Annotated in this window: 19 protein-coding genes; 7 read left to right on the top strand and 12 right to left on the bottom strand. The window is 45.4% G+C overall.

Features of this window, described 5'->3' with window-relative positions; translation table 11 throughout:
- Nucleotides 1–6 precede the first annotated feature (6 nt).
- The 3 genes from bioD to ZMOB_RS06465 are packed head-to-tail and all read right to left on the bottom strand — an operon-like array spanning nt 7 to nt 3,283.
- Nucleotides 7–1,434: a dethiobiotin synthase gene (gene bioD, locus ZMOB_RS06475; RefSeq protein ID WP_014500959.1), complete on the bottom strand. Its 1,428-nt coding sequence runs from the start codon at nt 1,432–1,434 to the stop codon at nt 7–9.
- Nucleotides 1,431–2,078 (bottom strand): alpha/beta hydrolase, encoded by a 648-nt coding sequence (locus ZMOB_RS06470; protein ID WP_011241641.1) that lies wholly within the window; start codon nt 2,076–2,078, stop codon nt 1,431–1,433. Before ZMOB_RS06470 ends, bioD begins: the two co-directional genes overlap by 4 nt.
- Nucleotides 2,075–3,283, bottom strand: a complete 1,209-nt coding sequence (locus tag ZMOB_RS06465) for an aminotransferase class I/II-fold pyridoxal phosphate-dependent enzyme (RefSeq protein WP_014500958.1) — start codon at nt 3,281–3,283, stop codon at nt 2,075–2,077. The genes ZMOB_RS06470 and ZMOB_RS06465 overlap by 4 nt, the downstream gene beginning before the upstream one ends.
- Nucleotides 3,284–3,349: 66 nt before the next feature.
- On the opposite strand from ZMOB_RS06465, the gene ZMOB_RS06460 reads away from it, so the two are divergent.
- Both ZMOB_RS06460 and ZMOB_RS09900 read left to right on the top strand, forming a co-directional pair.
- A complete protein-coding gene (locus tag ZMOB_RS06460) occupies nt 3,350–4,615 on the top strand; it encodes an adenosylmethionine--8-amino-7-oxononanoate transaminase (protein WP_014500957.1) in 1,266 nt (421 codons plus the stop codon).
- A gap of 72 nt (nt 4,616–4,687) precedes the next feature.
- Nucleotides 4,688–5,451 (top strand): IS5 family transposase gene (locus tag ZMOB_RS09900; RefSeq protein WP_099045773.1). Its coding sequence is split into 2 segments (ribosomal slippage): nt 4,688–5,021 and nt 5,021–5,451, totalling 765 coding nucleotides; the frame shifts between segments, so codons are not numbered across the junction.
- A 9-nt stretch (nt 5,452–5,460) separates the two neighbouring features.
- Here the strand turns inward: ZMOB_RS09900 and ZMOB_RS06450 are convergent.
- Entirely contained in the window at nt 5,461–5,970 is a 510-nt protein-coding gene (locus ZMOB_RS06450) for a thioredoxin family protein (protein WP_012817590.1), read from the bottom strand.
- Nucleotides 5,971–6,246: 276 nt separating this feature from the next.
- Between ZMOB_RS06450 and ZMOB_RS06445 the strand changes: the two genes are divergently transcribed.
- Both ZMOB_RS06445 and ZMOB_RS06440 read left to right on the top strand, forming a co-directional pair.
- Entirely contained in the window at nt 6,247–6,666 is a 420-nt protein-coding gene (locus ZMOB_RS06445; protein WP_011241645.1) for a hypothetical protein, read from the top strand.
- A 128-nt stretch (nt 6,667–6,794) separates the two neighbouring features.
- Entirely contained in the window at nt 6,795–8,963 is a 2,169-nt protein-coding gene (locus ZMOB_RS06440; RefSeq protein ID WP_014500956.1) for a primosomal protein N', read from the top strand.
- A 2-nt stretch (nt 8,964–8,965) separates the two neighbouring features.
- Here the strand turns inward: ZMOB_RS06440 and ZMOB_RS06435 are convergent, their stop codons facing one another.
- The gene (locus ZMOB_RS06435) at nt 8,966–10,360 is read right to left on the bottom strand and encodes a capsule biosynthesis protein (RefSeq protein ID WP_014500955.1); all 1,395 of its coding nucleotides are present in this window, start codon (nt 10,358–10,360) and stop codon (nt 8,966–8,968) included.
- A 404-nt stretch (nt 10,361–10,764) separates the two neighbouring features.
- Here ZMOB_RS06435 and ZMOB_RS06430 point away from each other — a divergent pair, with 404 nt between their 5' ends.
- On the top strand, nt 10,765–12,240 hold the full coding sequence (locus ZMOB_RS06430) for an LTA synthase family protein (RefSeq protein ID WP_014500954.1): 1,476 nt from the start codon (nt 10,765–10,767) through the stop codon (nt 12,238–12,240).
- Nucleotides 12,241–12,251: 11 nt separating this feature from the next.
- On the opposite strand, the gene ubiV is transcribed toward ZMOB_RS06430, so the two are convergent.
- The 3 genes from ubiV to sppA form a co-directional block, all read right to left on the bottom strand.
- Nucleotides 12,252–13,205, bottom strand: a complete 954-nt coding sequence (ubiV, locus tag ZMOB_RS06425) for a ubiquinone anaerobic biosynthesis protein UbiV (protein ID WP_014500953.1) — start codon at nt 13,203–13,205, stop codon at nt 12,252–12,254.
- Nucleotides 13,202–14,947 (bottom strand): ubiquinone anaerobic biosynthesis protein UbiU, encoded by a 1,746-nt coding sequence (gene ubiU, locus ZMOB_RS06420; RefSeq protein ID WP_014500952.1) that lies wholly within the window; start codon nt 14,945–14,947, stop codon nt 13,202–13,204. The genes ubiV and ubiU overlap by 4 nt, the downstream gene beginning before the upstream one ends.
- 230 nt (nt 14,948–15,177) lie before the next feature.
- Nucleotides 15,178–17,091, bottom strand: coding sequence for a signal peptide peptidase SppA (gene sppA / locus ZMOB_RS06415; protein WP_014500951.1), 1,914 nt, complete (start codon nt 17,089–17,091; stop codon nt 15,178–15,180).
- 363 nt (nt 17,092–17,454) lie between these two features.
- Here sppA and groES point away from each other — a divergent pair, with 363 nt between their 5' ends.
- Both groES and groL read left to right on the top strand, forming a co-directional pair.
- A complete protein-coding gene (gene groES / locus ZMOB_RS06410) occupies nt 17,455–17,742 on the top strand; it encodes a co-chaperone GroES (protein ID WP_012817583.1) in 288 nt (95 codons plus the stop codon).
- 106 nt (nt 17,743–17,848) lie between these two features.
- Nucleotides 17,849–19,498 (top strand): chaperonin GroEL, encoded by a 1,650-nt coding sequence (groL, locus tag ZMOB_RS06405; protein WP_012817582.1) that lies wholly within the window; start codon nt 17,849–17,851, stop codon nt 19,496–19,498.
- Nucleotides 19,499–19,598: 100 nt separating this feature from the next.
- Here groL and ZMOB_RS06400 read toward each other — a convergent pair whose 3' ends face one another.
- The 4 genes from ZMOB_RS06400 to ZMOB_RS06385 form a co-directional block, all read right to left on the bottom strand.
- A complete protein-coding gene (locus tag ZMOB_RS06400; RefSeq protein WP_014500950.1) occupies nt 19,599–21,284 on the bottom strand; it encodes an NAD-dependent malic enzyme in 1,686 nt (561 codons plus the stop codon).
- A gap of 156 nt (nt 21,285–21,440) precedes the next feature.
- Nucleotides 21,441–23,117 (bottom strand): DNA repair protein RecN, encoded by a 1,677-nt coding sequence (recN, locus tag ZMOB_RS06395; protein WP_012817580.1) that lies wholly within the window; start codon nt 23,115–23,117, stop codon nt 21,441–21,443.
- 55 nt (nt 23,118–23,172) lie between these two features.
- Nucleotides 23,173–24,354: a glycosyltransferase family 4 protein gene (locus ZMOB_RS06390; RefSeq protein WP_011241681.1), complete on the bottom strand. Its 1,182-nt coding sequence runs from the start codon at nt 24,352–24,354 to the stop codon at nt 23,173–23,175.
- Nucleotides 24,355–24,491: 137 nt separating this feature from the next.
- A complete protein-coding gene (locus ZMOB_RS06385) occupies nt 24,492–24,914 on the bottom strand; it encodes a hypothetical protein (RefSeq protein ID WP_014500949.1) in 423 nt (140 codons plus the stop codon).
- Between the last annotated feature and the right edge of the window lie 5 nt (nt 24,915–24,919).

Here is a 24,919-nt window from a genome sequence, read left to right as displayed (position 1 = left end):
CAGTTTTCAGCAATCTATACTTGGACGAATGGTATCAAAAGCAGGCATGTTACGCGCAACAATCTCGATCTGCTCAGGATTAACCTGATCTAGACATGGTATTTCTGCTAGGATAGATACTTTACCATATTTTTCGATAGCCTGTCTGTTTTCTTGATTTTGGGTACCGCTTAAAATGGCACCTGCTATCGGGATTTTCCGTGAACGGAGTGCTTCCAAGCTAAGAAGTGTATGGTTGATTGTTCCTAACCCGCTTCTGGCCACCAAAATAACAGGCAATTGACAATCCTGAATAAAGTCAATCATCATTTTATCTGGTGAGATGGGCACCATCAAACCACCAGCACCTTCAATCACTAGAATTTCGTTATCCTTTAAGGACGGAAAACTAATATCATGTTTTGTTATAATGCGATTTTCTTGTTTTGCGGCAGCTTCAGGTGATAACGGCGCGGCCAAAGTAACGGCTGGGGGGATTAATTGATCATCAGAGATTTTAGCCAATCGTTTAACGACTGCACTATCACCCTCTTCTTCCGATAAACCTGTCTGAAAGGGCTTCCAGTAAAAAGATTTCCAAGCTCTAACGAGGCATGCTGCTGTTAATGTTTTTCCAATACCGGTATCTGTGCCTGTTACAAAGACACCTTTTCTTGATGATTTTCGAAAAGAGCCATAGCCTACGTGATAGGTAATCTTTTTCTCTCCCTGATCAAATAACTTTAAAAGAGTCCTCAATTTAGATGCAGACAATGGAGGAATAGTCTCCTCCGGTAGAGAGGCTCCTATTTTTTTAAAATGGCGAAGGAAGGTAAATCCATTTTGAGGATAGTCGATAATTTTTTCCGATATCCATTCGCCCTGTCCTAAAGCGGGCCAATCGGATTGAAGCTCACTTATTGAAGCACATTCCATTATAGGACAAAGCAAGTTTCGTTGATGGTATAGCTGTCGCCACTCATGAAAGCTATTTTCGCATAAGGTTGAAACCCACAACTGACCATCGGGGTTAAGCTGGTCAATAAGACGGCGTAGTCCTTTCTGTCTATCAGCAAACCACTGCAAACTAAGGCTGGAACAAATCAGGTCATAGAAAGGATATTGGGGAGGATTCTCGCCATCTAACACCTGAAAATTGAGAGCATTACGAAGAGGATCAAATTTTGTTTTTGCTCGCTCTAACATCGCAGGAGAAATATCTGAGACAGTAATCTCGGCCTTTGGAAAAAGACGAGTAAGCTCTTCCGTCAAAAAGCCAGTTCCACAACCAAATTCTAATATTTTAATTGGTAAGAATGTAGAATTTGGGAAAGTTAATTTGATTTTTTCAGCTAATTTCTTAGCAACAATTTTTTGGACAAATGCAGCTTGATCGTAAGCGCTTGCCTTTCCAAAGCGCTCTATAATTTGATTTTTCCGCGACTTATCCTTCATTTTATACATTTCACTACATCACGAATAAAATTAGCGCAGGAATCGGGATCTGTAATCGGGAGTAAATGGCCGCCGTCTTTATTCCAAAGAATAGGTGTGGGTGTTGGGAAGCAAGCTTTAGTCAAAGAGACGGGAACGATGGGGTCTTGATCGCTGGCCATAATAGCTATTTTATGCGCCTGTTTCTTTGCAATACTACGATTGTCTTGCGTCATCAAAAATTCTAAACCATTATCCAAAGCAGCGAGATCATATCGCTTTTCTGAGGTATCAAAGAATCCTACAGTCTCATAAAATTGATCTAATGTTTTTTTTGCATCTCTATGAAGTGCTAGCTGCATCCGCTTCGTCACTCTTTGAGGCACTCCAAAAGGCCAGTCAGAACCAGCAAAAAAACGGGAAAATCCATTAATCGAAATCAATTGAATACAAGCGGCAAGAGGTTGCTGTAATAACCAAAGGAAACCAAGGGAATGCCCTACGGCTATAAAAGGCTGCGACCAATCATACTCTAACTTGGACTGGCCAAAATAGCCAAAATCAAGGCTATCGCCATTATGCTGTCCTATAGCCCGCCGCACAGGTTCCCAAAAATTTCGATCGAATCCCCATCCATGCACAAAGAGAAAGCGAGGGATTTTCATATCGAAGATCCTCTGTGTATTTCAGCCGCTAATTTTTTCATAACATGACTCAGATGTTCTAGCATGGCATCGTTATGAAGAGAGGTTATAGCAAAGCGAAGACGTCCAGCATGAAGCGGCACAGTGGGAGGCCGGATTGCAATAGCGAGAATACCCTCATCTTTTAATCTCTGCGCAGCCAACAAGGTGGCTTCATTATTACCGATCACAACAGGAATAATATGAGTAGAAGATAAGCCAGTATCTAACCCCATAGATTGGAATTCTTTTCGGATATGATTCGATCTTTCAATAAGTTGTTTGCGTTCTTTTGACAAAGTCGGAAGAATATCCAAAGCAGCGTCCATTGCTCCAATCATTGATGGCGGTATAGCTGTGCTATAGATAAATCCAGAACAGCTATTCACAAGCCAATCACAAAGCAATGTAGATCCTGCAATATAAGCTCCAAAGCAGCCTAACGCCTTACTAAATGTTCCCATAACCAAATCAGCCCCGTTAGCGCCTCCAGCAAGCCCTTGGCCATTTTCTCCGAGAACACCTGTTGCATGGGCTTCATCCACATAGAGAAAGGCATTATATTTATCAGCGATTTGACGAAGCGTTCCGATCTCTGCCTGATCGCCATCCATACTAAAAACGCTTTCGGTTATAATAAAGCGGAGTCCATCTACCTGTTTTTGTTTTTCTAGAAGCTGTTCTAAATGAGGCAAATCATTATGGCGAAATCGGATTTGCTTGATACCGGCAGCGGAGCATCCAAGATGTATACTTGCATGATTTAGCTTATCCGTAAAAACAAGAGCCTTATGACCAGTTTGTTCAAGCGAGAGTCGAAATAAGGCGGGTAAAACTGAAGCATTAGCTTGCCAGCCAGATGGAAAGAGTAAAGCCGCTTCCTTGCCTTTTAAAAGAGCCACTTTTTTTTCGACTTCAAGATGTATCGGTAGCGTTCCAGAAACCAGACGCGAAGCCCGAGAGCCAACTCCGAATTGATCTGTCCATAACTGGGATCGCTCTTTTAGAAGCGGATGGGAAGAAAGACCAAGGTAATCATTAGAAGAAAAATCACATAAAAGCTGATTATCAGAAAGAGCTCTAATCATTGCCCCTTCTTCTGGCTTGATACCAGATATCGTCCGTCTTAACTTTTTTTGATCAAGACCAATAAGGGCTTGATGAAAATGATGGTCAAAACACGTCATAACAATATTCCAATCAAGCAGCCCGATTACCATTCTATAGATAAAATCTTAGCTAAGGTCGTGACAATGAATAATCCCAGTTGGTTAAAAGACGGTCTTTCTCACATTTGGTTACCCTATACACAAATGCAGACAATGACTGCACCGATTCCAGCTATAGCAACAAAAGAAAGCCGTATTTATTTAGCTGACGGGCGAGAACTGATAGACGGTATCGCATCATGGTGGACCGCCTGTCACGGCTATAATCATCCTTATATTTATAAAAAAGCTGAAGAACAGCTTCGAGAAATGCCTCATATTATGTTTGGCGGGATTGTCCATGAGCCTGCTTTGCGCTTGGCAAGTCGCCTAGCGAAAATTTTGCCAGATAATCTCAATCACGTTTTCTTTAGTGACTCTGGATCAGTAGCGGTCGAGGTCGCCTTAAAAATGGCTATGCAATATTGGCTGAATAAAGGCGACACTAAAAGAAAGAAGCTATTAGCTTTTAGAGGGGGGTATCATGGGGATACCATGGCGACCATGGCGATCTGTGATCCAGAAGAAGGGATGCACAGTCTCTTCACGGGGATTTTGCCAGAGCATTACATTGTTGATTTACCAAAGGACGAAGAGAGCATAGCGCGCTTTGATCTTTTTCTGGAACAGCATCATAGCGAAATCGCAGCGATTATTACTGAACCTTTGATACAAGGTGCGGGAGGAATGCTGTTCCATTCCCCAGAGGTTTTAAAGCGTCTGCGTTACTTTGCCGACAAATATAATCTTCTTCTAATCTTTGATGAAATTTTCACAGGCTTTGGAAGAACAGGCAGCATGTTTGCCTTTGAACAGGCAAATGTCGCACCAGATATAATAACGCTTTCCAAGGCTTTGACGGGGGGGACGATGGCTTTGGCGGCAACCGTTGCGACAACGTCTATTTTTAATAGTTTTCTGTCGGATAATCCCATTCATGCGTTAATGCATGGCCCAACCTTTATGGCAAATCCCCTCGCTTGTGCCTGTGCTTTGGCCTCTTTGGACTTGTTTGAACAAGAAAACAGGTTGGAGCAAGTTGCAAAAATTTCACAACAGATGACTGACGAATTAGCCCCCTGTCGGGCATTGCCCGGCGTCAAGGATGTCAGAGTGATGGGTGCGGTAGGTGTTGTCGAGTTGGAAAAGATAACCGATATGAATAAGCTGAAAAGCCAATTATTGGAGCAAAATGTTTGGATACGCCCCTTCAGAAATATCGTTTATCTGACACCAGCCTTTACGATTACACCTAAAGAATTACAAAACCTAACCACAGCCATCTACAAGGTGCTGTCACAAGCTATTTAGGCTCAGGACCTGTTAATTTCTTGAGTTGAGCGGGCTGTTGTGATTCACAGGTTTACCGATGGAGGTGAAGCTGTGAGTGACGTGTTTTTGCTGTCTGAGCACCAGATGGAACGGATTAAGCCGTTTTTTCCACTGGCGCATGGTGTGCCGCGTGTCGATGACCGTCGTGTCCTGAGCGGGATCGTTTACGTGATCCGCAACGGCCTTCAGTGGAAAGACGCCCCGAAAGCGTATGGCCCGCACAAGACTTTATACAACCGGTTTATCCGGTGGAGCCGCCTGGGTGTCTTTGACCGGATCTTCGTCGCCCTGACGGAGCAGGCAGGCCGTTCGAAGCGTCTGATGATCGATGCAACACATCTGAAAGCACACCGGACAGCGGCCTCCCTGCTCAAAAAGGGGCTTTTCCCCGCCATATCGGACGCACGAAAGGCGGACTGAACTCAAAGCTTCACGCTGTATGCGATAGTCAGGGCCGCCCTGTCCGGCTGCATCTGACCGCAGGTCAGGTCAGTGACTTCAAAGGCGCGGATGTTCTGCTGGCAAATCTGCCGGAAGAAACACAAGAAATTCTCGGGGACCGGGGATACGACAGTAATAAAATCAGACAGTCTCTCGCAGACCGGAATATCACCGCCTGTATTCCGCCGAAGAAGAACCGGAAATCAAAGCCGCCTTACGACTGGCATCTGTATAAAAAGCGTCACCTCATCGAAAATATGTTCGCAAAGCTCAAAGACTGGCGGCGTGTCGCAACACGATACGACCGGTGCGCTCACACATTCATGTCAGCAATCCATATCGCAGCAAGTTTCATCTTCTATCTCAAAGAATGAGTCCTGAGCCTAGTGAACCCACTGTGCCAGCCAGTCGGCAATAGCCTGGGGCGTCATCGAGCGGGCATCAGCCAAAGCCGTGACATGCCCCGGGTTCAATAATTTATCTGTTTTTGGGTCAACAATCAGCAAGGTCGGAGCACCTTTTAAACGATCATTTAGACCGTAATGCGCGGGAATAGACAGATTTTTATCGAAGCGTCCCACATCAACCGTAACGATTTCATAATGTTTATCCATAAACCGTTTTAAATCCGGCTGATCGAACATGCCGCCCAAGATTCGGCAGTCAGGGCACCAATTGCCGCCGAGATCAATCAAAAGGAGCTTATTGGCTTTTTTGGCTTTGGCTCGAGCCTCGGCAACAGCTTTCTCAGCATGTGCCCGTTCATTGTAAGGCATAGGCAAGGGATGCGCTAGTTGATCAAAATTGGAGATAGCGATCTTGGGTGCTGGCACCGCATTGGCTGGAGAAAAGGCCATGAACATAAGCAAGGACACGGGAATCAGACGACGCATATCGCAACACCTCAAGCCAAAAGCGGATAATATTACCTAAGGTTATAATAAAAAATATTAAAAACAAGCGTCTTGTAAAAGGGAAGAAAGCCAAAAGGTTAAAATATATCAAAAGCTTTAAAAAGAGATATTTTTAGTTGAATTATGAATGAACGGAACATTCTAAGCCCATTCACATACTATATTATATAGTGTTTGTAATCGGAACAAAGCTCGTGATTATGCCATTCCGGTCTTTGTTCAGTTATCGGATTCTGTTCCGGAAAAGAGGCAGTAATGTTAAAAAATATCTTGCGATTACTTGTAGCAGCCATTGCTGCTTCCTCATTGACAGCGACCGTTGTGACCCCAGCTTTAGCGCATCATCATGGCGGTCCGGGAGGCCCCGGCGGTTGGGGAGGTGGACCAGGACCCGGTGGTTGGGGCGGTGGCCCCGGCGGTTGGGATGGCCCGAGACACCATCATCACCGCGGTGGTGGTTGGGGCCCCGGTGCAGCATTTGGCATGGGAGCGCTTGGCCTTATGACGGGAGCGATTATTGCAAATGGCTCCTATAATCGTGGATATTATGATGGCGGTGGCGGCTATTACGGCGGTTACTCCGGCTATTATGGCGGCGGCTACGCCAATTGTAACACCCGTATGCAATGGGACCCATATATTGGGGATTATGTCTCAATGAGGGCATGTTACTAGGATATCGGAATAGAGCTGTTAGGCAGGCGAGAACGCCTGCCTATCCGCTATAGAGATTGAAGCTTTTGCATCAAGTAGCCATAATCAGATATAAATGCTTTTTTCTTTATTAAGCGGATCAAATCTACGTGAAACGCCGCATCTCTGTTTTGACCACCAATCCTTCTTTGGGGATTTTGACCTATAGCTTGCCAGAAGGAAAAGCGGTTACGGCAGGTCAGCTTGTCAGTATTCCCCTAGGTCCTAGGCAAATATTAGGGATGCTGTGGGAAGAGGACGTTTCAAATCAGATAAAAATCGCAGATAACCGACTACGTCCGGTGAGCAAGATCTATGATTTGCCCGAAGCGAGTCATTGTTATCGGAAATTTATTCAGTGGGTTTCCTCCTATTATATGGCACCGTTAGGTGCCGTTCTTCGTATGGGAATCCCCTTTTCACCTGCAACGATAGAAAGCAGGGAAATCAAGAATTATTATGTCCCCAAAAGAGAATGGCCTAAATTAACGCCCTTAAGACAACAGGCTTTAGAAAAACTTTCAGGGGAAAAAGGCTCTGTCCGTGAGCTGGCAGAAAAGGCAGAAATATCACCTGCTGTTATTCGCGCTTTGATCAAAACGGGTTTGATAACAGAACAAAAAACATCTTTAGAGATAGTATTATCGCTACCCGATCCTGATTTTAATGCCCCCATTCTTTCAGAGACACAAAGCAAAGCGGCTGAAATCTTAAAGGAATCCATAGCGAAAAAGAGCTTTGAAACTTTCTTATTGGATGGCGTGACCGGATCAGGAAAGACCGAAGTCTATTTTGAAGCCATTGCCCAGACTTTGCGTGACGGCAAACAATCCCTGATATTGCTACCCGAAATTGCTTTAACAGAACCTTTTTTAAAACGCTTTCAGGCGCGTTTTGGCTGTGAGCCTGTTGTTTGGCATTCCGATTTATCGCAAGCCCGCCGCAGAAAAAATTGGCAAGCGATTGTAACAGGCCAAGCCAAAGTGGTTATTGGCGCGCGATCAGCCTTGTTTTTACCGTTTAAGGCAATCGGTCTCATTATTGTTGATGAAGCACATGAAACCAGTTTCAAACAAGAAGACGGTGTTTGTTATCAAGCGCGGGATGTCGCAGTCATGCGCGCCAAATTCGAGAATATCCCTGTTATCTTAGCGACCGCAACACCCGCGATTGAAAGCGTTATGCAGGTACGTTTGGGTAATTATAAAGAAATACGATTGGCAGAACGCCATGGATCAGCAGGGTTACCGACTATTCATGTGATAAACATGACCGAACAAGCCCTAGCTAAAGGTCGGTGGTTAGCCCCGCCGCTGGTCAAAGCGTTGACCAATGCAGTGGAACGCCATGAGCAAGGTCTGCTTTTTCTCAATCGACGGGGCTATGCGCCTCTCACCCTGTGTCGTCATTGCGGTCATCGTATAAAATGTCCCCATTGCACCGCATGGATGGTTGAGCATCGCCAATTGGGACAAATGATTTGTCATCATTGCGGTTTTACGATGCCTGTCCCAGACAAATGTCCCGAATGTCAAACAGCCGATAGCCTTGTTGCCTGTGGCCCCGGAGTCGAAAGAATCGCAGAAGAAACGGCTTTGCTTTTCCCAGAAGCCCGCATTGAAACGATTACATCGGATACATTAGCCACCCCCAAACAAGCCGCCGAATTTGTTGAAAAAATGGATCAAGGTGCCATCGACATAATCATTGGCACCCAGCTGATAACGAAGGGATATCATTTCCCAAGATTAACCGTTGTTGGGGTGGTTGATGCGGATATCGGTTTGCAAGGGGGAGATTTAAGAGCATCAGAACATAGTTTTCAGCAAATTGCACAGGTTGCTGGACGGGCGGGAAGAAGTGCTCTGGACGGGCATGTTTTTATCCAGACATATGAACCGGAGACGCCTGTTATTTCGGCCTTGGCATCAGGGGATCGTGAAGCCTTTTATCAAACGGAATTAGAAATCAGAGAAATAACGGAAGCACCGCCTTTTGGGCGCTATGTCGCCTTGATTATCTCTTCTGAAAAACAGGAAATAGCTGAGGCGGTAGGCCATCAATTGGGGCAGAGAAAGCCGGAGGGCGATGGAATAGAAGTCTTTGGCCCCGCACCTGCCCCGTTATTACAGTTAAGAGGTCGTTATCGGTATCGTTTTCTGATCCAAGCCAAGAGGAATATCCCGATACAACGAGTTATTCATCAATGGCTTTCAAAGATTTCTATTCCGTCTTCTGTCCGCATTACAATTGATGTTGATCCCTATAGTTTCTTTTAATGTTATGACCGTTTGAAAGCGATATTCCGTTTATGGCTTGCAACGGCAGTGACTAATTTTGAAGAAGGTCTTCGCTGTAAACTGGCTGATAAATCATGCATAAGGCTAGGCTCAATTGGGCAGGCAGATTGCAAGCGAGTAAGAACCCCTTCCATCACTTTTTCAAGCGCCTCTTCAGAGAAAAAGCCACCTGCGACAAGGCATCTTTCAATTAAGACCCGCCGGAAAGCCCCAAAAATTTCTTGATCCGGTTTGCCAGGGTTACTCCAGAAATCATCCAGACTACCTTGATAGGTAACGCCTTCCATATCATAAACAGCCTGCCCCAATGTGATGACCGGCACGTTACAATTTAAAGCCAAAGTGCCACAGGTACTATTGATAGTCACCAGAGCTTGGGCTTTTTGGGTCACAAGGGCAATGTCACCGAGTTCCATATAGTCAATACGGTCGGTTATACCGAGCCTGTCCGCGATCACCCGTATTTCGGCGCACCAGTCACGGACACCATTATCCAGAGGATGCTCTTTTATAACGAGCCTGAGATGTTTGGGGGCATGGAAGGCAAATGAACCTAGAACCAGTTCAATGGCATCGAGCATTCCGTTGAAAGGAGAATGCAATCTGACCTGAGAATCGCCATCCAATTGCAACGGGAATAACACATAAGGTGTCTGTTCCCGTTCCAGCCTTTCTAGCAACATATCGGTACGAGCCTGTGCTTTTTTGCGGCGACATAAACGTCTTAACCAACCGACACCTTCGACCAAAGGGGGCCAAGGGCGGTAGTCCTTCCAATGGGGATAATGCCATTTTAAAGCTGCAGTAGCGAGGCTGTAAGCAACCCCTTCATAGGCACGCCGGACAAAAGAAGACGGCACGGGTCGGTGTTCAGCTATGGGCGGTAATTTAGCGGCCTCGGCCTTATACCATTCAGGATCTTTCGGTAAGGAAGAGTGACCATTGACGCCGCCTAATTCGAGCGTAACCCAATCCGGACGGATATAGCCTTCTTCAAAAACATGCACAGGGATATGAAGTTTACGGCAAACATGAATAGCTGCCCGATGTAAAGCCCGACAATCACCAAATAAAACAACATCGGTGATATTCCGTTTTTTGACGGTTTCCTCAAAAAAAGCAGGCCAATCGTCTTCATTTCCGCAAAAATCGATACCGTTAGGCAAACGCCAAAAAAAGCGATCGCCACCATTAAAGTTAATTTTATAAACGGTATAACCGTGCTTTGTCAGAGCTTGACCAAGTCGGCGAAATAAAGGCCCCATGAGCCCTTGCAGCAATAAAAGATTGCGTTTGGGGAGCGGCACCCGAGTGGCAGGCGCAGCAATTAAAGGCGCGTTATCACTCTCGGCAATCGTCTTCCGATATTCATACATGGTTTTTGTTCTCTGGAATACGCCTGATGAAATATCTGCTTGGGGATAAGCTTTGAAGGACGATTTCGGCCATACGGCCCCTTTCATCTACGCGACAGGAATAAAACAATTTCTTGTCTTGATTTAAAGACAATCGTTATACGAATACTTCTGATAATAAAAACAAATCGAATTTAATAGCCCTGTTCATAGGCTATTTATGGAATTTATGGCAGGAATTTCACAATATTCTCATCATTCTAGAGAATTATTATGAGATGAGGTGTCGCTGCAATAGTGGAAAGCGCACAGAATATCCCCTTAAAGCTTAAGAGGCATAGACAGAGTCACTATAGCGGCTCATAGACGTTTTTCTTCACCCATTTATTTTCTGATTTGATCGTAGTTTAAGGCAGTAATCCAAAGTGATAAATGACCTACTGTTTTTGGCAGTAACCCTTATTATAAGCTTTGTTATAGACCATTACTCCCTACCTTATGGTAGAAGAAGCGGCGGCGGTCTTATCCTTCATAGCGGTGTCGTCACAGCAGCCTATAGTCTATTTCTGTTCTTAACAGGTAATCCTTTATTATCATCTATTATAACTTTATCATTACAATCCGCTTTAACCGCTATTTCAAATACAAAATATAAAATGCTTGGAGAACCCCTAATTTTCTCCGATTTTTTAGTTTTGGTTTCTGTCGCGCGTCATCCCAGATTTTATTTAACGGCGCTTTCTTCTTTAACCTGTTGGTTACTTGCGACGGTAACACCTATTCTGCTTCTGTTTTTTATTATTTTCAATAATAGACAATTTTCAGCCCATTTAAGAGGTTTTCTGCTTTTTGCGCTCGATTGTTTGTTTTTGTATTTTGCTTTGAAAACACCCCTTTTCAATCAGTTAGCCATAGAGCCGTCTTTAGAAAAAGATTCAAAAAAACTAGGCATGATTGCTGTTCTATTTCTCTATTGGCAAAGATGGCGGAAAAGTCCCGATCCAACGCCTTTAAATTTCCAAGAAGAGTGTGAAGAAGAATTAGATTTATCGAGAAAACCCGAAATTATTCTGGTTATTCAATGTGAGTCCTTTATGGACCCAGCCCATCTTGTCCCAGAAGGCACAAGAGCCCCCTTGCCCGCCCTGCAAGAAGCGCAAAAATGGGCATGGAAAAGCGGTAAATTACACGTCAACGGTTTCGGTGCCTATACCATGCGGACAGAATATGGCGTGTTATTTGGGAGAGAAGAAAAAGACCTTGGCTTTCGCCAATTCGATCCTTTCATGACAGCCAAAAAAGAAATTACTTACGCCTTATCGGCACGTTTACAGCCTTATGGCTATCAATCATTTTTTGTCCATCCGCATGATATGCGTTTTTACAACCGTGACGATATTATGCCTTCGGCAGGGTTCTCTCGTTTAATCGGTCTAGACTATTTTTCATCGCCGAAAGCAGGACAACGCTATGTCGATGATGTGACTTTGGGTAAAAAGATCATAGAGATTATAGAAGGGAATCAGCATCCAACCTTTATCTATACGGTAACCATGGAAAATCATGGCCCTTGGGATGCCGATGGTAAAGCGACACCGGAAGCCTTACTTCTTTCCTATATTCGTCATGCTGAAAATAGCGATAAAATGTTGGGTGGGTTAGTATCTTATTTCAAAGAGGCCAAAAAACGGGCTGTTATTGCCTTTTTTGGAGATCATAGACCCAGCATCCCTGAAATTAGTGTGCCAACGCCTGAGCGATATACACCTTATGTTTTGCTCTGTTTCGATGAGGAAGGCATTATAACGCCACCTCAAGGCCAAGAGGAAGATTTGACTCCTGCCGGATTGCATCGGCATATTTTTGAATACAGTCAAAAATTACCCGACAGGAAGTCATAAACGCGTCTTTATCAAGCACTCTCTGTCTTTTTAAGGGGTGACGGATTTAAAACAGGGCCGTCCGTGATAAATTTATGCCCAGGTTGGCCATAGAGAAAACCATTGGCAAAACCTGGCATTTCAGGATGATAGCTTGCCAAAAGCGTGCTTGCTTCTGTCGCATCGATTTGACCCGCCAAACATTGTCTAAACAGCGAAGCCGTTGCGACCATATCGCCTGACTGAGGCGACAAGCGGAAACTGTGGATTCCGGCTTGCTGTAATTCGGGAATAGCCTGAATTAAATTACCGCAACCATAGGTCAAAGTTTGCATACCATTGACCGTTAAAAAGGGCTCATTTTCGAGAGTGCTGATCGTCAATCCATCCCGATGATGGAGACAAGCAAAACGACAATTATCTTTCGTCCGGCCTTTAGCCCGGGCATCAAAACAACGAGCAGAAATAGAAATAGGTAATCGCCCAAAGACAATCACCTCTAAAGGAATAGCGCTTTTCTGGGCGAGTTCTTTAATAACCGTGGCGGGTAATTCAGGATTTAAGCAAGCCTTTTCAGCTCCTAAGCGCGTTAAGAAATCAAGCGCACCTTCGTTATAGATATTAACAAAAGGCCCCAAATGATGAGGCTTGCCCTGTAATAAACGGACAAGGCTAACGTCATTTGCCTCGATAAGCCCATCGGTCTTTTCGACCAGCGCTTCCATTTCCCTGACTTCATCAGCGGTTCCGACCAAAGCCATAGAAGAAAAGACAATTTTCTTACCGCCTTTTGTAAGGCGATCGGTAATTTCCGGCAAATAATGTTTTAAGAAAGGCGAGCGTTTGGAGCAGATAACCTCACCTAGATAAACGGTATCGACATCGCCTTCATCGGCAATACGAAAATAGAAATCCCGTAACATCTTAGCAGGCCACGGAAACATAACCGCGCCTAAAGACAAATGATCGCTAGTAGAACTACTCATCGCCACCCTTTCCGGTATGCTCCGCGGGTTTCTTCGCCCCCCTCGGCCAAATCACGTAACCTGTTCAGAACATCAGGTAAACTGTCAGCTGATTTACCTGAGGCTTCGGCATCCAGAAGTGCACGAAAACAGGAAACAACTTCTGTCGTATAAAAACGACTACGCTGCCGACCTTCGATTTTAAAAGAAGTGACCCCCGCTGCCCTGAGGCTGGCAATATATTCAGCAGCGTTCAGGCATTCCGGTTTTTCAAAAAGATAAGAGGCTTCACCACCTTTGGGGATATAGCGCCCCTTACAAAGGGTCGGATATCCTGCCGCTTCATCTTTTCCAAAACGATTGATCACAAAATCGCCAAGCTGCGAAATAAGAACACCATCCTCATTCTTGTAACGGACATGTTCCGCCGGAGAGCAAACGCCGCAAAGATTAGGAGAACGACCCGTCGCATAGGCTGAAAGCGCGCAGCGCCCTTCGGACATCGGAGATAAGCTACCGAAAATAAAGGTCTCGATTTCAATCGGCACTTTCTCTTTTAAAGCCGCGATTTCATCAAGCGTAAACATTCTTGGCAAAACCATACGGTTAATACCAAACATTTCATAGTAGAACTGAATGGCCGCAGGGGTAGAGGCCCCTGCCTGAACCGAAAGATGCCGCGACAAATCAGGGTAATGCTGGCTGGCATAAGAAAGCAAGCCCATGTCAGCCATAATAAGGGCATCAGCCCCTAATTCTGCCGCCGTATCAATGGCTTTATACCATGAATCCATATGTCCGGCGGCCGCATAAGTATTGATCGCGACATGAACACGCCGTCCTCTTTGATGCGCGTATGCGATCCCTTCTTTCAAATCTTCCCGAGTGAAGTTTAAGCCGGGATAATTACGGGCATTCGTCTCATCTCGGAAACCGAGGTAAACAGCATTGGCACCAGCATCAATCGCGGACCTTAAAGCAGCAGGCGTTCCGGCAGGTGCTAATAACTCGATTGCATTTTTTGCTGTCCCACTAAGATCAGCGTTATTCTCTTGGTCTTTTTCGATAGAATTATGGACGCTCTTTAAAGGAATATCCTCTTCTTTTTGACGCAAAGCATCGATTTCAGCCTGAATTTTTGAGAGGCGATTTTCCAGTTTTGCTGTTTTTTTTAAAAAAGGGTCGATTATTCGATCGAGACAGCGATTGGCTACGCCACCGGCTCGGTTAAACAGGCTGCGGAAAGGCTGTGGCAGCGTGAAAACATCTTTGAGCAAATCTTCTCCAAGACCATCCATCGCATTTCTAAGCGCAACAACGACAGACATATCGCCATCCACTTTCAGATCGCGTGAGAAGAAAAGAGCATCTCCATCACTCTCACCATGAAGCAAATGGAAAAAGACTTCGAGTGAAGCTTCTAAACGCGCATCCATATCCGTCTTCTTCGGCAAAGATTCAGGAGAAATCGCCGTTAAATGAGGATGTCCATTGGAAATAGATAACAAAAAGCCAACCGTTAAATCTTTCGGCTGAATAAAAACTGTTTTGCCATCCAGTGGGCGAAGTCGCTCTTTCAAACCGGGAATTCTATGCTCTAATCGTGCAACTATTATTCTGCATAAAGGTGTAATCATTGGCCGCGGTAATGCGGTTAAGGCCAATGAGAAAAATAGATCCTGTCTTTCTGCTGACATAGAAAGAAAGGGGAAAGATCGTGCTGACGACGACGCACTGCGAAAAGATAAAGTGGAGGCATCCATAAATACGAATTCAGCCTTTAAAAATATTGCCTAAATTATTCTATGAAAAGCGCATTTAGGCAAGTCTATACAGGAATAAATTACCGAGAATAACCGGACACAAAGCGAACTGATTTAATTATGTGGCATTACAGCCTAATTGAAAGCCGATTTAGCATTGTATCAAAGATAAAAAAAGGCAGAGAAAAATCCTCTGCCTTTTTATGTAAGGTAAAATTGGAGCAAATTTCTTAGGGTCGTAGTGCCGTTTGTGTAATCAAACGATCGGCAAGATAGCGGTCTTGAGAGGTGGGTTTAACCTCAACAACACATTCCAGACAGCGAGCCTGCATTGTAGAAGTCTGCGCTATGCCCCTTATTGCAGCCACTATCCGAACCAGTTGCTCCTGACTGTTGCCCGCCATAGAACCATAAGCGTCTATATTAGGATTACGCGCTACTATTTTGGCGTCTGAGGCCTGATGCTGAAACAGATTTTTTAAGATCATCTCAACAAAAGAAGGCTCTTCATCAATAAACTGCATATGCGTATGGCTGGGGTCAAGATGAGCTCTTTTCGCAGCCTCGGTGACGGCATCCTGTAAAGAACCATACTGATCTACAAGACCTATTTTCTTGGCATCTACACCAGACCAAACGCGCCCTTCGGCAATTTCACGAACCTTGTCCAAAGGTAAATGTCTTGATGAGGCAACAATCGAAGTAAAGCGATCGTAAATGGTATCAACACCAAATTGCATTAGCTGATCAAATTCGGGCGTCGTGCCACGGAAGACATCTGGCTGGCCAGAAAGGGGTGTTGTTTTGACCCCATCAGCAGAAAGACCAATTTTGTGTAGCGTTTGCTGAAAGGTTGGAATCAGTGAGAAAACACCGATCGAACCGGTGATTGTGGATGGATCTGCAAAGATTTTATCGGCTGGCGTCGATATCCAATAACCGCCGGAAGCGGCAACCGATCCCATCGAAACGATGACAGGTAGACCTTTGGCTTTGGCAGCAAGGATAGCAGAGCGCATTTGCTCAGCAGCAGAGACTGAACCACCCGGAGAATCCACTCTCACAACCAAGGCTTTGATGTCGCCCTTTGCCAAGGTATCTAAAATGAGAGAAGAAATAGTGGAACCACTTACCTGACCGGATCGAGTTTCGTCGTCAACAATTTCGCCAGAAACGGTTACAACCCCGATAGCACTACCAGCAGAAGACGGCGGATTGGAACCAATAAAAGAAGCGAGGGAAACGGCCTTGAAACTCCCTGGCTGTTTGTCTTTGCCGACAAGAGAAGCGACCCGATTTCCGAAGTCTATCGCATTACCGATATGGTCAATCATACCCGCAGATTGGGCTAATTCTGCAAAGCTATGACCGCTCTTTAAAAAGCTTGTTGGATTAAGAGCCCATTCAGCGACATGTGCCTTGGGGCGGGCATGGGCTATATCTTGAAGGGTCGTTTGCCATAGAGAATTAGCCAAGGCCTGATTAGCGGCTTTAGCATCTGGGGATTGTTCGGTACGCGTAAATGGTTCGACAAAGGATTTAAAACGGCCCACCCGATAAATTTTGGTTTCGACACCTAATTTATCCAAGAGACCTTTATAGTAAAGTTGGTTACCCCCTACGCCTAATAAAGCGACTTCACCTAGATTAGGCAGCCAGATTTCAGTGCCATGAGCGGCAATACGGTAGCGGGCATCGTTGTAAAAACCAGCAAAAGAAAGAACAGGTTTACCGGCGGCTCTTACCTTATCTAAAGCGTTATCGACCGCGCTGATAGCGGCGCGTCCACCACCGGAAAAATCCGATAGATCAAGGACAACGGCTTTGATTTTAGGATTACGGGCGGCCTGCTCCAACCCATAGACAACCTCTCTTAAGAGGATTTCATTTTGATTGTTGTTATCTTGAATAAGATCAAGAAAGCTGGTGCCTTCCGTTTTTTCGACAAGATTGCCTGAAAAATCAATAAGGAGCGCCCCGTCCGCAGCTGATGCGGCACCAAGATTGCGGCTTGAGATTGCGCCATTTTTGGTGGTTAGGCAGAGACCAACAAAAATAGCTCCAAAAAATAAAACGAGTAGTATGAGAGCCAGCACATCTTTTATGCCGACTAACATTTTCCAGAACAGCCGCAGTAATTTCAACGTTTTGGCTCCTTTGATTTCATGATTTATTTTCGTTGAGCCTGAGCCTTAATAAAATAAAGAGTCAAGCGTAATAGCCAGTCTAATCAGACCAAAAGCCAGATAATGCGATGAACTTGGATTACATTTTAAACGGTGAAAATCTATATTTCACGCTCTTATCTGTAAGAATTAGACGGCTATATCATATGCAAAAATGAGCGAAGATTTTTATAAAAAGATGAAACAACAAATTTTTATAAAAATTTTTAAAGGATAGCTTGACGTCCCGAAATACTACCCCATATGGGGGACATTGGCACTTCGTAAGGGAGAGTGCCAGCAGGAATTCCCCCTAGTTTTCGCAAGGGAAAAGGTGAAGATATGAATTTTCGTCCGCTACATGATCGAGTTTTAGTCCGTCGCGTTGCTGCTGAAGAAAAGACAGCTGGCGGTATCATTATCCCTGATACAGCCAAAGAAAAGCCGCAGGAAGGTGAAGTTATCGCAGCTGGTAACGGAACCCATAGCGAAGACGGTAAAGTCGTTCCTTTGGACGTCAAAGCTGGTGATCGGGTTCTGTTCGGCAAATGGTCAGGCACCGAAGTTCGCGTTGATGGTGAAGACCTCCTCATCATGAAGGAAAGCGATATTCTTGGCATTATCAGCTAAGATTTCTTTCTGACCTAATAGCTGGGCGCAGTTTAACGCTTACTTACTATAATTAGCATGATGTAATTTTCTTTTAGAATACATAATGCTTAGCTGGAGATTTTAAATGGCAGCGAAAGACGTAAAATTTTCGCGTGATGCGCGTGAACGGATTCTGCGCGGCGTTGATATTCTTGCCGATGCCGTCAAAGTAACCTTGGGCCCGAAAGGCCGTAACGTTGTTTTGGACAAAGCCTTTGGTGCTCCCCGTATCACCAAAGATGGTGTTTCTGTCGCCAAAGAAATCGAACTGAAAGACAAGTTCGAAAATATGGGCGCACAGATGCTTCGTGAAGTGGCTTCCAAAACCAACGATCTGGCTGGTGATGGCACGACCACGGCAACCGTTCTTGCTCAGGCGATTGTTCGCGAAGGCATGAAATCCGTTGCAGCCGGCATGAACCCGATGGATCTGAAGCGCGGTATTGATCTTGCAGCAACGAAAGTTGTTGAAAGCCTCCGCAGCCGCTCCAAACCGGTTTCCGATTTCAACGAAGTGGCTCAGGTTGGTATCATTTCTGCCAATGGTGACGAAGAAGTAGGTCGTCGCATTGCAGAAGCCATGGAAAAAGTCGGTAAAGAAGGCGTTATCACGGTCGAAGAAGCCAAGGGCTTTGATTTCGAACTGGACGTCGTCGAAGGTATGCAGTTTGATCGCGGCTATCTGTCGCCTTACTTCATCACCAATCCAGAAAAGATGGTCGCAGAACTGGCTGATCCGTATATCCTTATTTACGAGAAGAAGCTTTCTAACCTGCAGTCGATTCTGCCGATCTTGGAATCGGTTGTTCAGTCCGGTCGTCCGCTGTTGATTATCGCTGAAGATATCGAAGGCGAAGCCTTGGCAACATTGGTTGTCAACAAGCTGCGTGGCGGTCTGAAGGTTGCTGCGGTTAAGGCTCCTGGCTTTGGTGATCGTCGTAAAGCTATGCTGGAAGATATCGCCATCCTGACCAAGGGTGAGCTGATTTCTGAAGACCTCGGCATCAAGCTCGAAAATGTTACCTTGAACATGCTGGGTTCCGCAAAACGCGTTTCCATCACCAAAGAAAACACCACCATTGTTGATGGTGCTGGTGACCAGTCAACTATCAAGGATCGCGTTGAAGCTATCCGTAGCCAGATCGAAGCGACCACTTCTGATTACGACCGCGAAAAATTGCAGGAACGCGTTGCTAAATTAGCCGGCGGTGTTGCAGTGATTAAAGTTGGCGGTGCAACTGAAGTCGAAGTCAAAGAACGCAAAGATCGCGTTGATGATGCTCTGCACGCTACCCGCGCAGCTGTTCAGGAAGGTATTGTTCCTGGTGGTGGTACGGCACTCCTTTATGCAACGAAAACGCTTGAAGGTTTGAATGGCGTCAATGAAGATCAGCAGCGTGGTATCGACATCGTTCGCCGCGCCTTGCAGGCTCCGGTTCGTCAGATCGCTCAGAATGCTGGTTTCGACGGTGCCGTTGTTGCCGGTAAGTTGATCGATGGCAATGATGACAAAATCGGTTTCAATGCCCAGACTGAAAAATATGAAGATCTGGCTGCAACCGGCGTTATCGATCCGACCAAGGTTGTTCGCACGGCCTTGCAGGATGCCGCTTCTGTTGCTGGTCTGCTTATCACGACCGAAGCCGCTGTTGGCGATCTGCCAGAAGATAAACCTGCCCCAGCTATGCCCGGTGGCATGGGTGGTATGGGCGGCATGGGTGGTATGGATTTCTAATCCACACCCCGCTCTGTCGGGATGGCCTGTCCAAGACAGGCCATCAAACAAAAAGCCCCTGCGATGCAGGGGCTTTTTTTGTATCTTCTGATGGGTTGAATTACGCCAATTGATAAGCGCGATATTCAGGATGCCAGTAATAGCCTTTTATCAGAGCCAAAAGAGCGGTTTCGTCTTTTTGCTCGGCAACACCATCTTTCACGGCGGCTTTTGCTACGGCTAAGGCGATAACATAGCTTACCTCTTCAATATCATCGAAAGAGGGTAAGATAGCATTACCTTTATTCTGTGCTGCTGGTGCTGTGTCAGCCAAGGCATAGGCTGCGGCAACCATCATATTATCGGTTACCCTTGTGGCTTTGGCCGCCAAAACGCCAAGACCAATACCCGGGAAAATATAGGCGTTATTACATTGCGCAATAGGGAAGCTCTTGCCGTTAATAACGACAGGCGAAAAAGGACTTCCCGTTGCGACAAGCGCCTTACCCTCTGTCCATTTCAAAATATCTTCTGGAATGGCTTCCATATGCGAGGTGGGATTGGACAAAGGCATCACAAAGGGGGCTTCACATTGCGAAGCCAATGTTTTGATGACCTCTTCTGTAAATAATCCTTTTTGGCCGGAGACACCGATTAAGACGGTTGCTTTACTCTGCTTGACAACATCCAGCAGGAAAAAGCCTTGGTCTTGTGATTTCCAATTTTTCAGCTTGCTAAGGGGCTGTGCCAGTTTTTTCTGGAAATCAGGGATATCCTGCATATCGTCAGTGATAAGACCATTGCGATCAACCATATACACTTGACCGCGCGCCGTGGCTTCATCCAATCCTTCAGCCACCATAGCAGAGACAATTTGTTCTGCGATACCGCAACCAGCGGAACCGGCACCAAGGAAAACGATACGCTGATCTCTGATAGAGGTTTTTCGCGTTTTACAAGCCGAATAAAGAGTTGCTAAAGCGACCGCAGAAGTTCCCTGAATATCATCATTGAAACAGCAATATTGGTCGCGATATTTTTCCAGTAATGGCAAAGCATTTTTCTGGGCAAAATCTTCAAAATGCAAGAATACATCAGGCCATTGCTGCATCACAGCCTGAACAAACCGATCAACAAAGCTGTAATATTCATCCCCCGTTATCCGTTTATGATGCCATCCTATATAAAGCGGATCATTCAGAAGATTTTCATTATTCGTCCCTACATCCAGAACAATCGGTAAAACCGTTGCCGGATCAATTCCGCCGCAGGCGGTATAAAGAGCCAATTTCCCAATAGGGATGCCCATACCCCCGACCCCGAGGTCACCCAGCCCCAAGATACGTTCGCCATCAGTGACGACAATAATTTTTATATTTTCCTGTTCCGTCTGTTTCAGGATATCGCCAATTTTATCGCGATCAGGATAAGCGATAAATAAACCGCGGCTTTTACGGAAAAGATGAGAATAATTCTGGCACGCGCTGCCTACTGTTGGTGTATAAAGAATAGGCATCATATCGGCGATATGATCGGCAACAAGATGAAAGAAAAGCGTTTCATTTTCATCCTGAAGCGCGCGCAAAAAGATATAGCGATCTAAATCTGTTTTTTGTTCTTTATACTGCTGGTAACAGCGTTCGGCTTGAATATTGATACTTTCGATTTGGGCTGGAACCAGACCTTCTAATTGAAAAGCCTTTCTCTCTTCGGCAGAGAAAGCACTGCCTTTATTTAAAAGAGGGTTTCGAAGTAAGGTAACACGACTTTCTTTTACCGGAATAGCCGGTTGCGATTGATAGCTCATAAAAGTCTCCACCATCACAATATAATAAAAATATTTATAGTTGTTATATAATAACCATAAATTTCATTTTAGCTTCGGCTGTATAACCATGATAAAGATTGAGAAACAAAACGAATTGTCCGCACGCCTTCAATCCGAAGAATTTGTTATAGATTTTTAATGACGCAATAGACGGCGCGCCTGCGCGCGGGCTTCGTCGGTTACCTCTGCCCCTGAAAGCATACGCGCTATTTCCTCTCGCCTTTCATCAAAAGTGAGCGCCTTGACCTCTGTCCGAGTAGCAAAAGTCTTTTTAGCAGAAGATTGAGGATGGTGTTTTTGGATAAGCCAATGCTGTGCCGCGCGCGCTGCAACTTGGGGGCTGTGCGTAATAACAAGTAATTGCGATTTTTCAGATAATCTTGCCAAGCGTTCGCCAATGGCACTGGCAACAGCACCGCCAACCCCTTGGTCAATTTCATCAAAAATAATAGTTTCAGTTCCTTCAGCCCCCGCGAGAACGACTTTCAATGCCAGCATAAATCGCGAGAGTTCTCCTCCGCTGGCTATTTTCATCAAAGGCGCAAAATCGGCTCCCGGATTTGTCGAAATCGTAAATTCGACGCGATCACATCCTTCACTGCCCCATTGCGAAGCTTCTAATTTTTCAATTTTGGTTTGGAACCGTGCCGCTTCCATTTTTAAGGGCGGCAATTCGGCCATAACCGCTTTATCCAAATTTTCGGCTGTTTTTTTGCGGGATTGGTGTAGCTTTTCCGCTGCCTGCTGATAATTCTGTCGCGCTGATTTATTTTCGGCCTGTAATAGAGCGATACCTTGCTCGCCGGATTCTATCTGTTCTAGTTTACCTTGAAGCTCTTTTACAAAATTGGGTAGTTCATCCGGTGCAACCCGATGTTTACGCGCCAAGGCACGTAGTTCAAACAGACGGGCTTCGATAGCGTCCAGTCTGTTTGGATCGTTATCAAGCATCATGGCAGCGTGGCCTAGCCTTTCGCTGGCATCCCCTGCTTCATTCAGGGCTTTATCCAAAGATTCGAGCGCTTCCGCCAGAGCCGGATATTCAAAAGAAATCCGCCCAAGACGCCTTCCAGCCTGTCGCAAAAGCGAAAGCGCGCCATCCGTACCATCAATCCACTGACCAATGGCTTCCATATCTTCAGCGAGTCTTGCCCCTTTTTGAAGCATTTTGCGTTCATCAGCGAGAGAGGCTTCTTCCCCATCCTGTGGAGCGAAAGCCGTCAATTCCTGAACGGCATCTTCAAGCCATTCTTTGTCCTGCTCTCGCTCTTCTTTTAAAAGCAAGGCTTGCTTGAGGGCTTTTTCTGTTTCCTGCCAGTAAGCATAAGCGGCTGATACTGAAGAGGTGTCAATATGGCCAAAATTATCGAGCAACAGACGATGACTGCGCGGGTTAAGAAGCCCCCTTTCATCATGCTGTCCATGGATTTCGATAAGATAACTGGAAACGTCTTTGAGCAGAGAAACCGAAATAGGCTGATCATTCAGTAATGCCCGACTGCCGCCGTCAGCCTTGACTATTCTTTTGACAATCAGCGCCTCGCCTTCCTCAACCGTCAAAGCATTCTGCTGTAAATAGCGATAGAGAGCATGATCAGGCGGCAATGTGAAACAGGCGGTTACGATGCCTTGCTTGGAATCCGGTCGGACAAGGCCACTATCAGCCCTTGCGCCAAGAGCTAACCCCAAGGCATCAAGAAGGATTGATTTTCCAGCCCCTGTCTCACCGGTAAGGACGCCTAGTCCTTCAGAAAAATCAAGGTCGAGTGCATCAATCAGCACGATATCACGGATGCTAAGCGAAATAAGCATAACGTCTTTATCTAAAGTATTTCTGTTTCGAATCCATCTGAAACAGAAAATTTTATCAAGAGCGTGGTTTTAGCCTTGGAGCTTGACCACTTTGCTGGCGAGCCTGAATAATGCTGAGATAATTATCTGCCAAAATTTGGTTTACATTATCCCAACCGTAACACTCACTCCTTTTATAGCCATTGTAGCCCGCTTCTTTGCGAAGTTCTTTATTCTCGCAATAGCTTTGCAGCGCATCGGCGAAATCCTTGATAGCCCCCGGCCGAATAAGACGCCCCATTGAAGGATCATCAATAAGGCTTTCACTGCCTGTAGCTTGTGCGGCAACCACAGCCCTGCCGGTTGCCATCGCTTCAAGTGTTACATTCCCAAAAGTTTCCGTGACAGAGGGATTGAATAGAATATCGGTTGAGGCAACGGCGCGTGCCAAGGATTCCCCTGTTTGGAATCCGGCGAAAATAGCTTGTGGCAAGCGGCGGCTAAACCACCCTCTGGCAGGCCCTTCTCCAATCACAAGCACTTTATGCGGAATTTTACGACGCACCAATTCATCAATAGTGTCAGAAAAAACGTCTAACCCTTTTTCCATGACCAGTCGTCCGACAAAACCGATCACGACCTCATCTTCTTTTATGCCGAATTTATGACGTAAATGGGGGTCGCGGGCTTCGGGTTTGAATAAATTCCGATCAACCCCTCGCGACCAAATTCTTACGTCATAGCTCATCCGTTGTTCCCGAAGGAGTTGAGCCATAGATTCAGAGGGTGCAAAAATAGCATCACACCGCCGGTAAAGCCTTCTTAAAATAGCTTCTATAACGGGCTCTAGAAAAGGCATGCCGTAATAACGGGGATAGGTTTCAAAGCGGGTATGGACAGAGGCAACAACCGGTAGGTTAGATTTACGTGCCAAAGAGACCGCGCGATGTCCCAGATATTCAGGACTGGCGATATGAAAGATATTCGGATCAAATTTTTTGATATCGCGACGGACACGAGAAGGAAGCGCAATCGGGATACAATATTCGCTTCGCCCAGGGAAAGGCACCGCTGGGACGCTGATAACTTCACCGATTGCAGGAAAGGCGGGTGTTTCACTATGGGGAGAATAAATTCGGACGGAAGCACCTTGCTTCATTAAATAACCGACTAGTCGGTTAAGAGCTTGATTGGCTCCATCTCGAACATAGTTATAATTACCTGTGAACAGGGCAAGACGAAGATGACGAATATCCATAAATTTCTTTAAAATAACACGCTAAAAAGCGTTTTTAAAAATTCATATGAGATAGCTATCCCATATAAAGGCTTTCATTTTTAGAAAATCATTTTGATTGAAGGGCGTTATAAATGATTTTCTATTCAATATAGATATCAATGTTTAGATTTCTGTGTTTTATCTTTTTCTAGAGTATCAGACAAATGACAGGCCGGAAGGTTTAACGACTGAGTATCTTTGCATTGTCGTATCTGAGCAGAACCATCGGGCCCCAGAAATACAGCAAAATCCTGAAAATCAGTTTTGTCATTTTGGCAACGAACGCTCCACATCGCCAAATTATCATAGCCTTCTTTATTCGGCGAAGCGGAAGCTACCCGACGGCAGAAATAGCCGGAATCATTTAAGGCTCCCCGCAAAACCGCAGAGCGTTGCATTTCGGGCAGTTGTTGTAGCCTTTGACTATAGGCCAAGGAGGCCGCGACGGGCACGGCTTGCGCTGCCTCAAAAGAAGGCAAGCTAAGCGATAAAGCCATGCCTAGTGGTAATATAATTTTTATAAAATTTTTCCCTGACATGGCTT

Source organism: Zymomonas mobilis subsp. mobilis ATCC 10988 (assembly GCF_000175255.2).
Taxonomy (GTDB): Bacteria; Pseudomonadota; Alphaproteobacteria; order Sphingomonadales; family Sphingomonadaceae; genus Zymomonas; species Zymomonas mobilis.
Note: the sequence above shows the minus strand (reverse complement) of the source record. Positions and strands in the feature narration are given on the sequence as shown.

Coding starts and splice junctions, on each gene's coding strand:
- groL (WP_012817582.1), top strand. CDS start 17,849: ATGGCAGCGAAAGACGTAAAATTTTCGCGTGATGCGCGTGAACGGATT.
- bioD (WP_014500959.1), bottom strand. CDS start 1,434: ATGAAGGATAAGTCGCGGAAAAATCAAATTATAGAGCGCTTTGGAAAG.
- ZMOB_RS06400 (WP_014500950.1), bottom strand. CDS start 21,284: ATGAGCTATCAATCGCAACCGGCTATTCCGGTAAAAGAAAGTCGTGTT.
- ZMOB_RS06465 (WP_014500958.1), bottom strand. CDS start 3,283: ATGACGTGTTTTGACCATCATTTTCATCAAGCCCTTATTGGTCTTGAT.
- ubiV (WP_014500953.1), bottom strand. CDS start 13,205: ATGAGTAGTTCTACTAGCGATCATTTGTCTTTAGGCGCGGTTATGTTT.
- ZMOB_RS06385 (WP_014500949.1), bottom strand. CDS start 24,914: ATGTCAGGGAAAAATTTTATAAAAATTATATTACCACTAGGCATGGCT.
- ZMOB_RS06435 (WP_014500955.1), bottom strand. CDS start 10,360: ATGTATGAATATCGGAAGACGATTGCCGAGAGTGATAACGCGCCTTTA.
- recN (WP_012817580.1), bottom strand. CDS start 23,117: ATGCTTATTTCGCTTAGCATCCGTGATATCGTGCTGATTGATGCACTC.
- groES (WP_012817583.1), top strand. CDS start 17,455: ATGAATTTTCGTCCGCTACATGATCGAGTTTTAGTCCGTCGCGTTGCT.
- ZMOB_RS06460 (WP_014500957.1), top strand. CDS start 3,350: ATGAATAATCCCAGTTGGTTAAAAGACGGTCTTTCTCACATTTGGTTA.
- ZMOB_RS06470 (WP_011241641.1), bottom strand. CDS start 2,078: ATGAAAATCCCTCGCTTTCTCTTTGTGCATGGATGGGGATTCGATCGA.
- ZMOB_RS06445 (WP_011241645.1), top strand. CDS start 6,247: ATGTTAAAAAATATCTTGCGATTACTTGTAGCAGCCATTGCTGCTTCC.
- ZMOB_RS06390 (WP_011241681.1), bottom strand. CDS start 24,354: ATGGATATTCGTCATCTTCGTCTTGCCCTGTTCACAGGTAATTATAAC.
- ZMOB_RS06450 (WP_012817590.1), bottom strand. CDS start 5,970: ATGCGTCGTCTGATTCCCGTGTCCTTGCTTATGTTCATGGCCTTTTCT.
- ubiU (WP_014500952.1), bottom strand. CDS start 14,947: ATGGATGCCTCCACTTTATCTTTTCGCAGTGCGTCGTCGTCAGCACGA.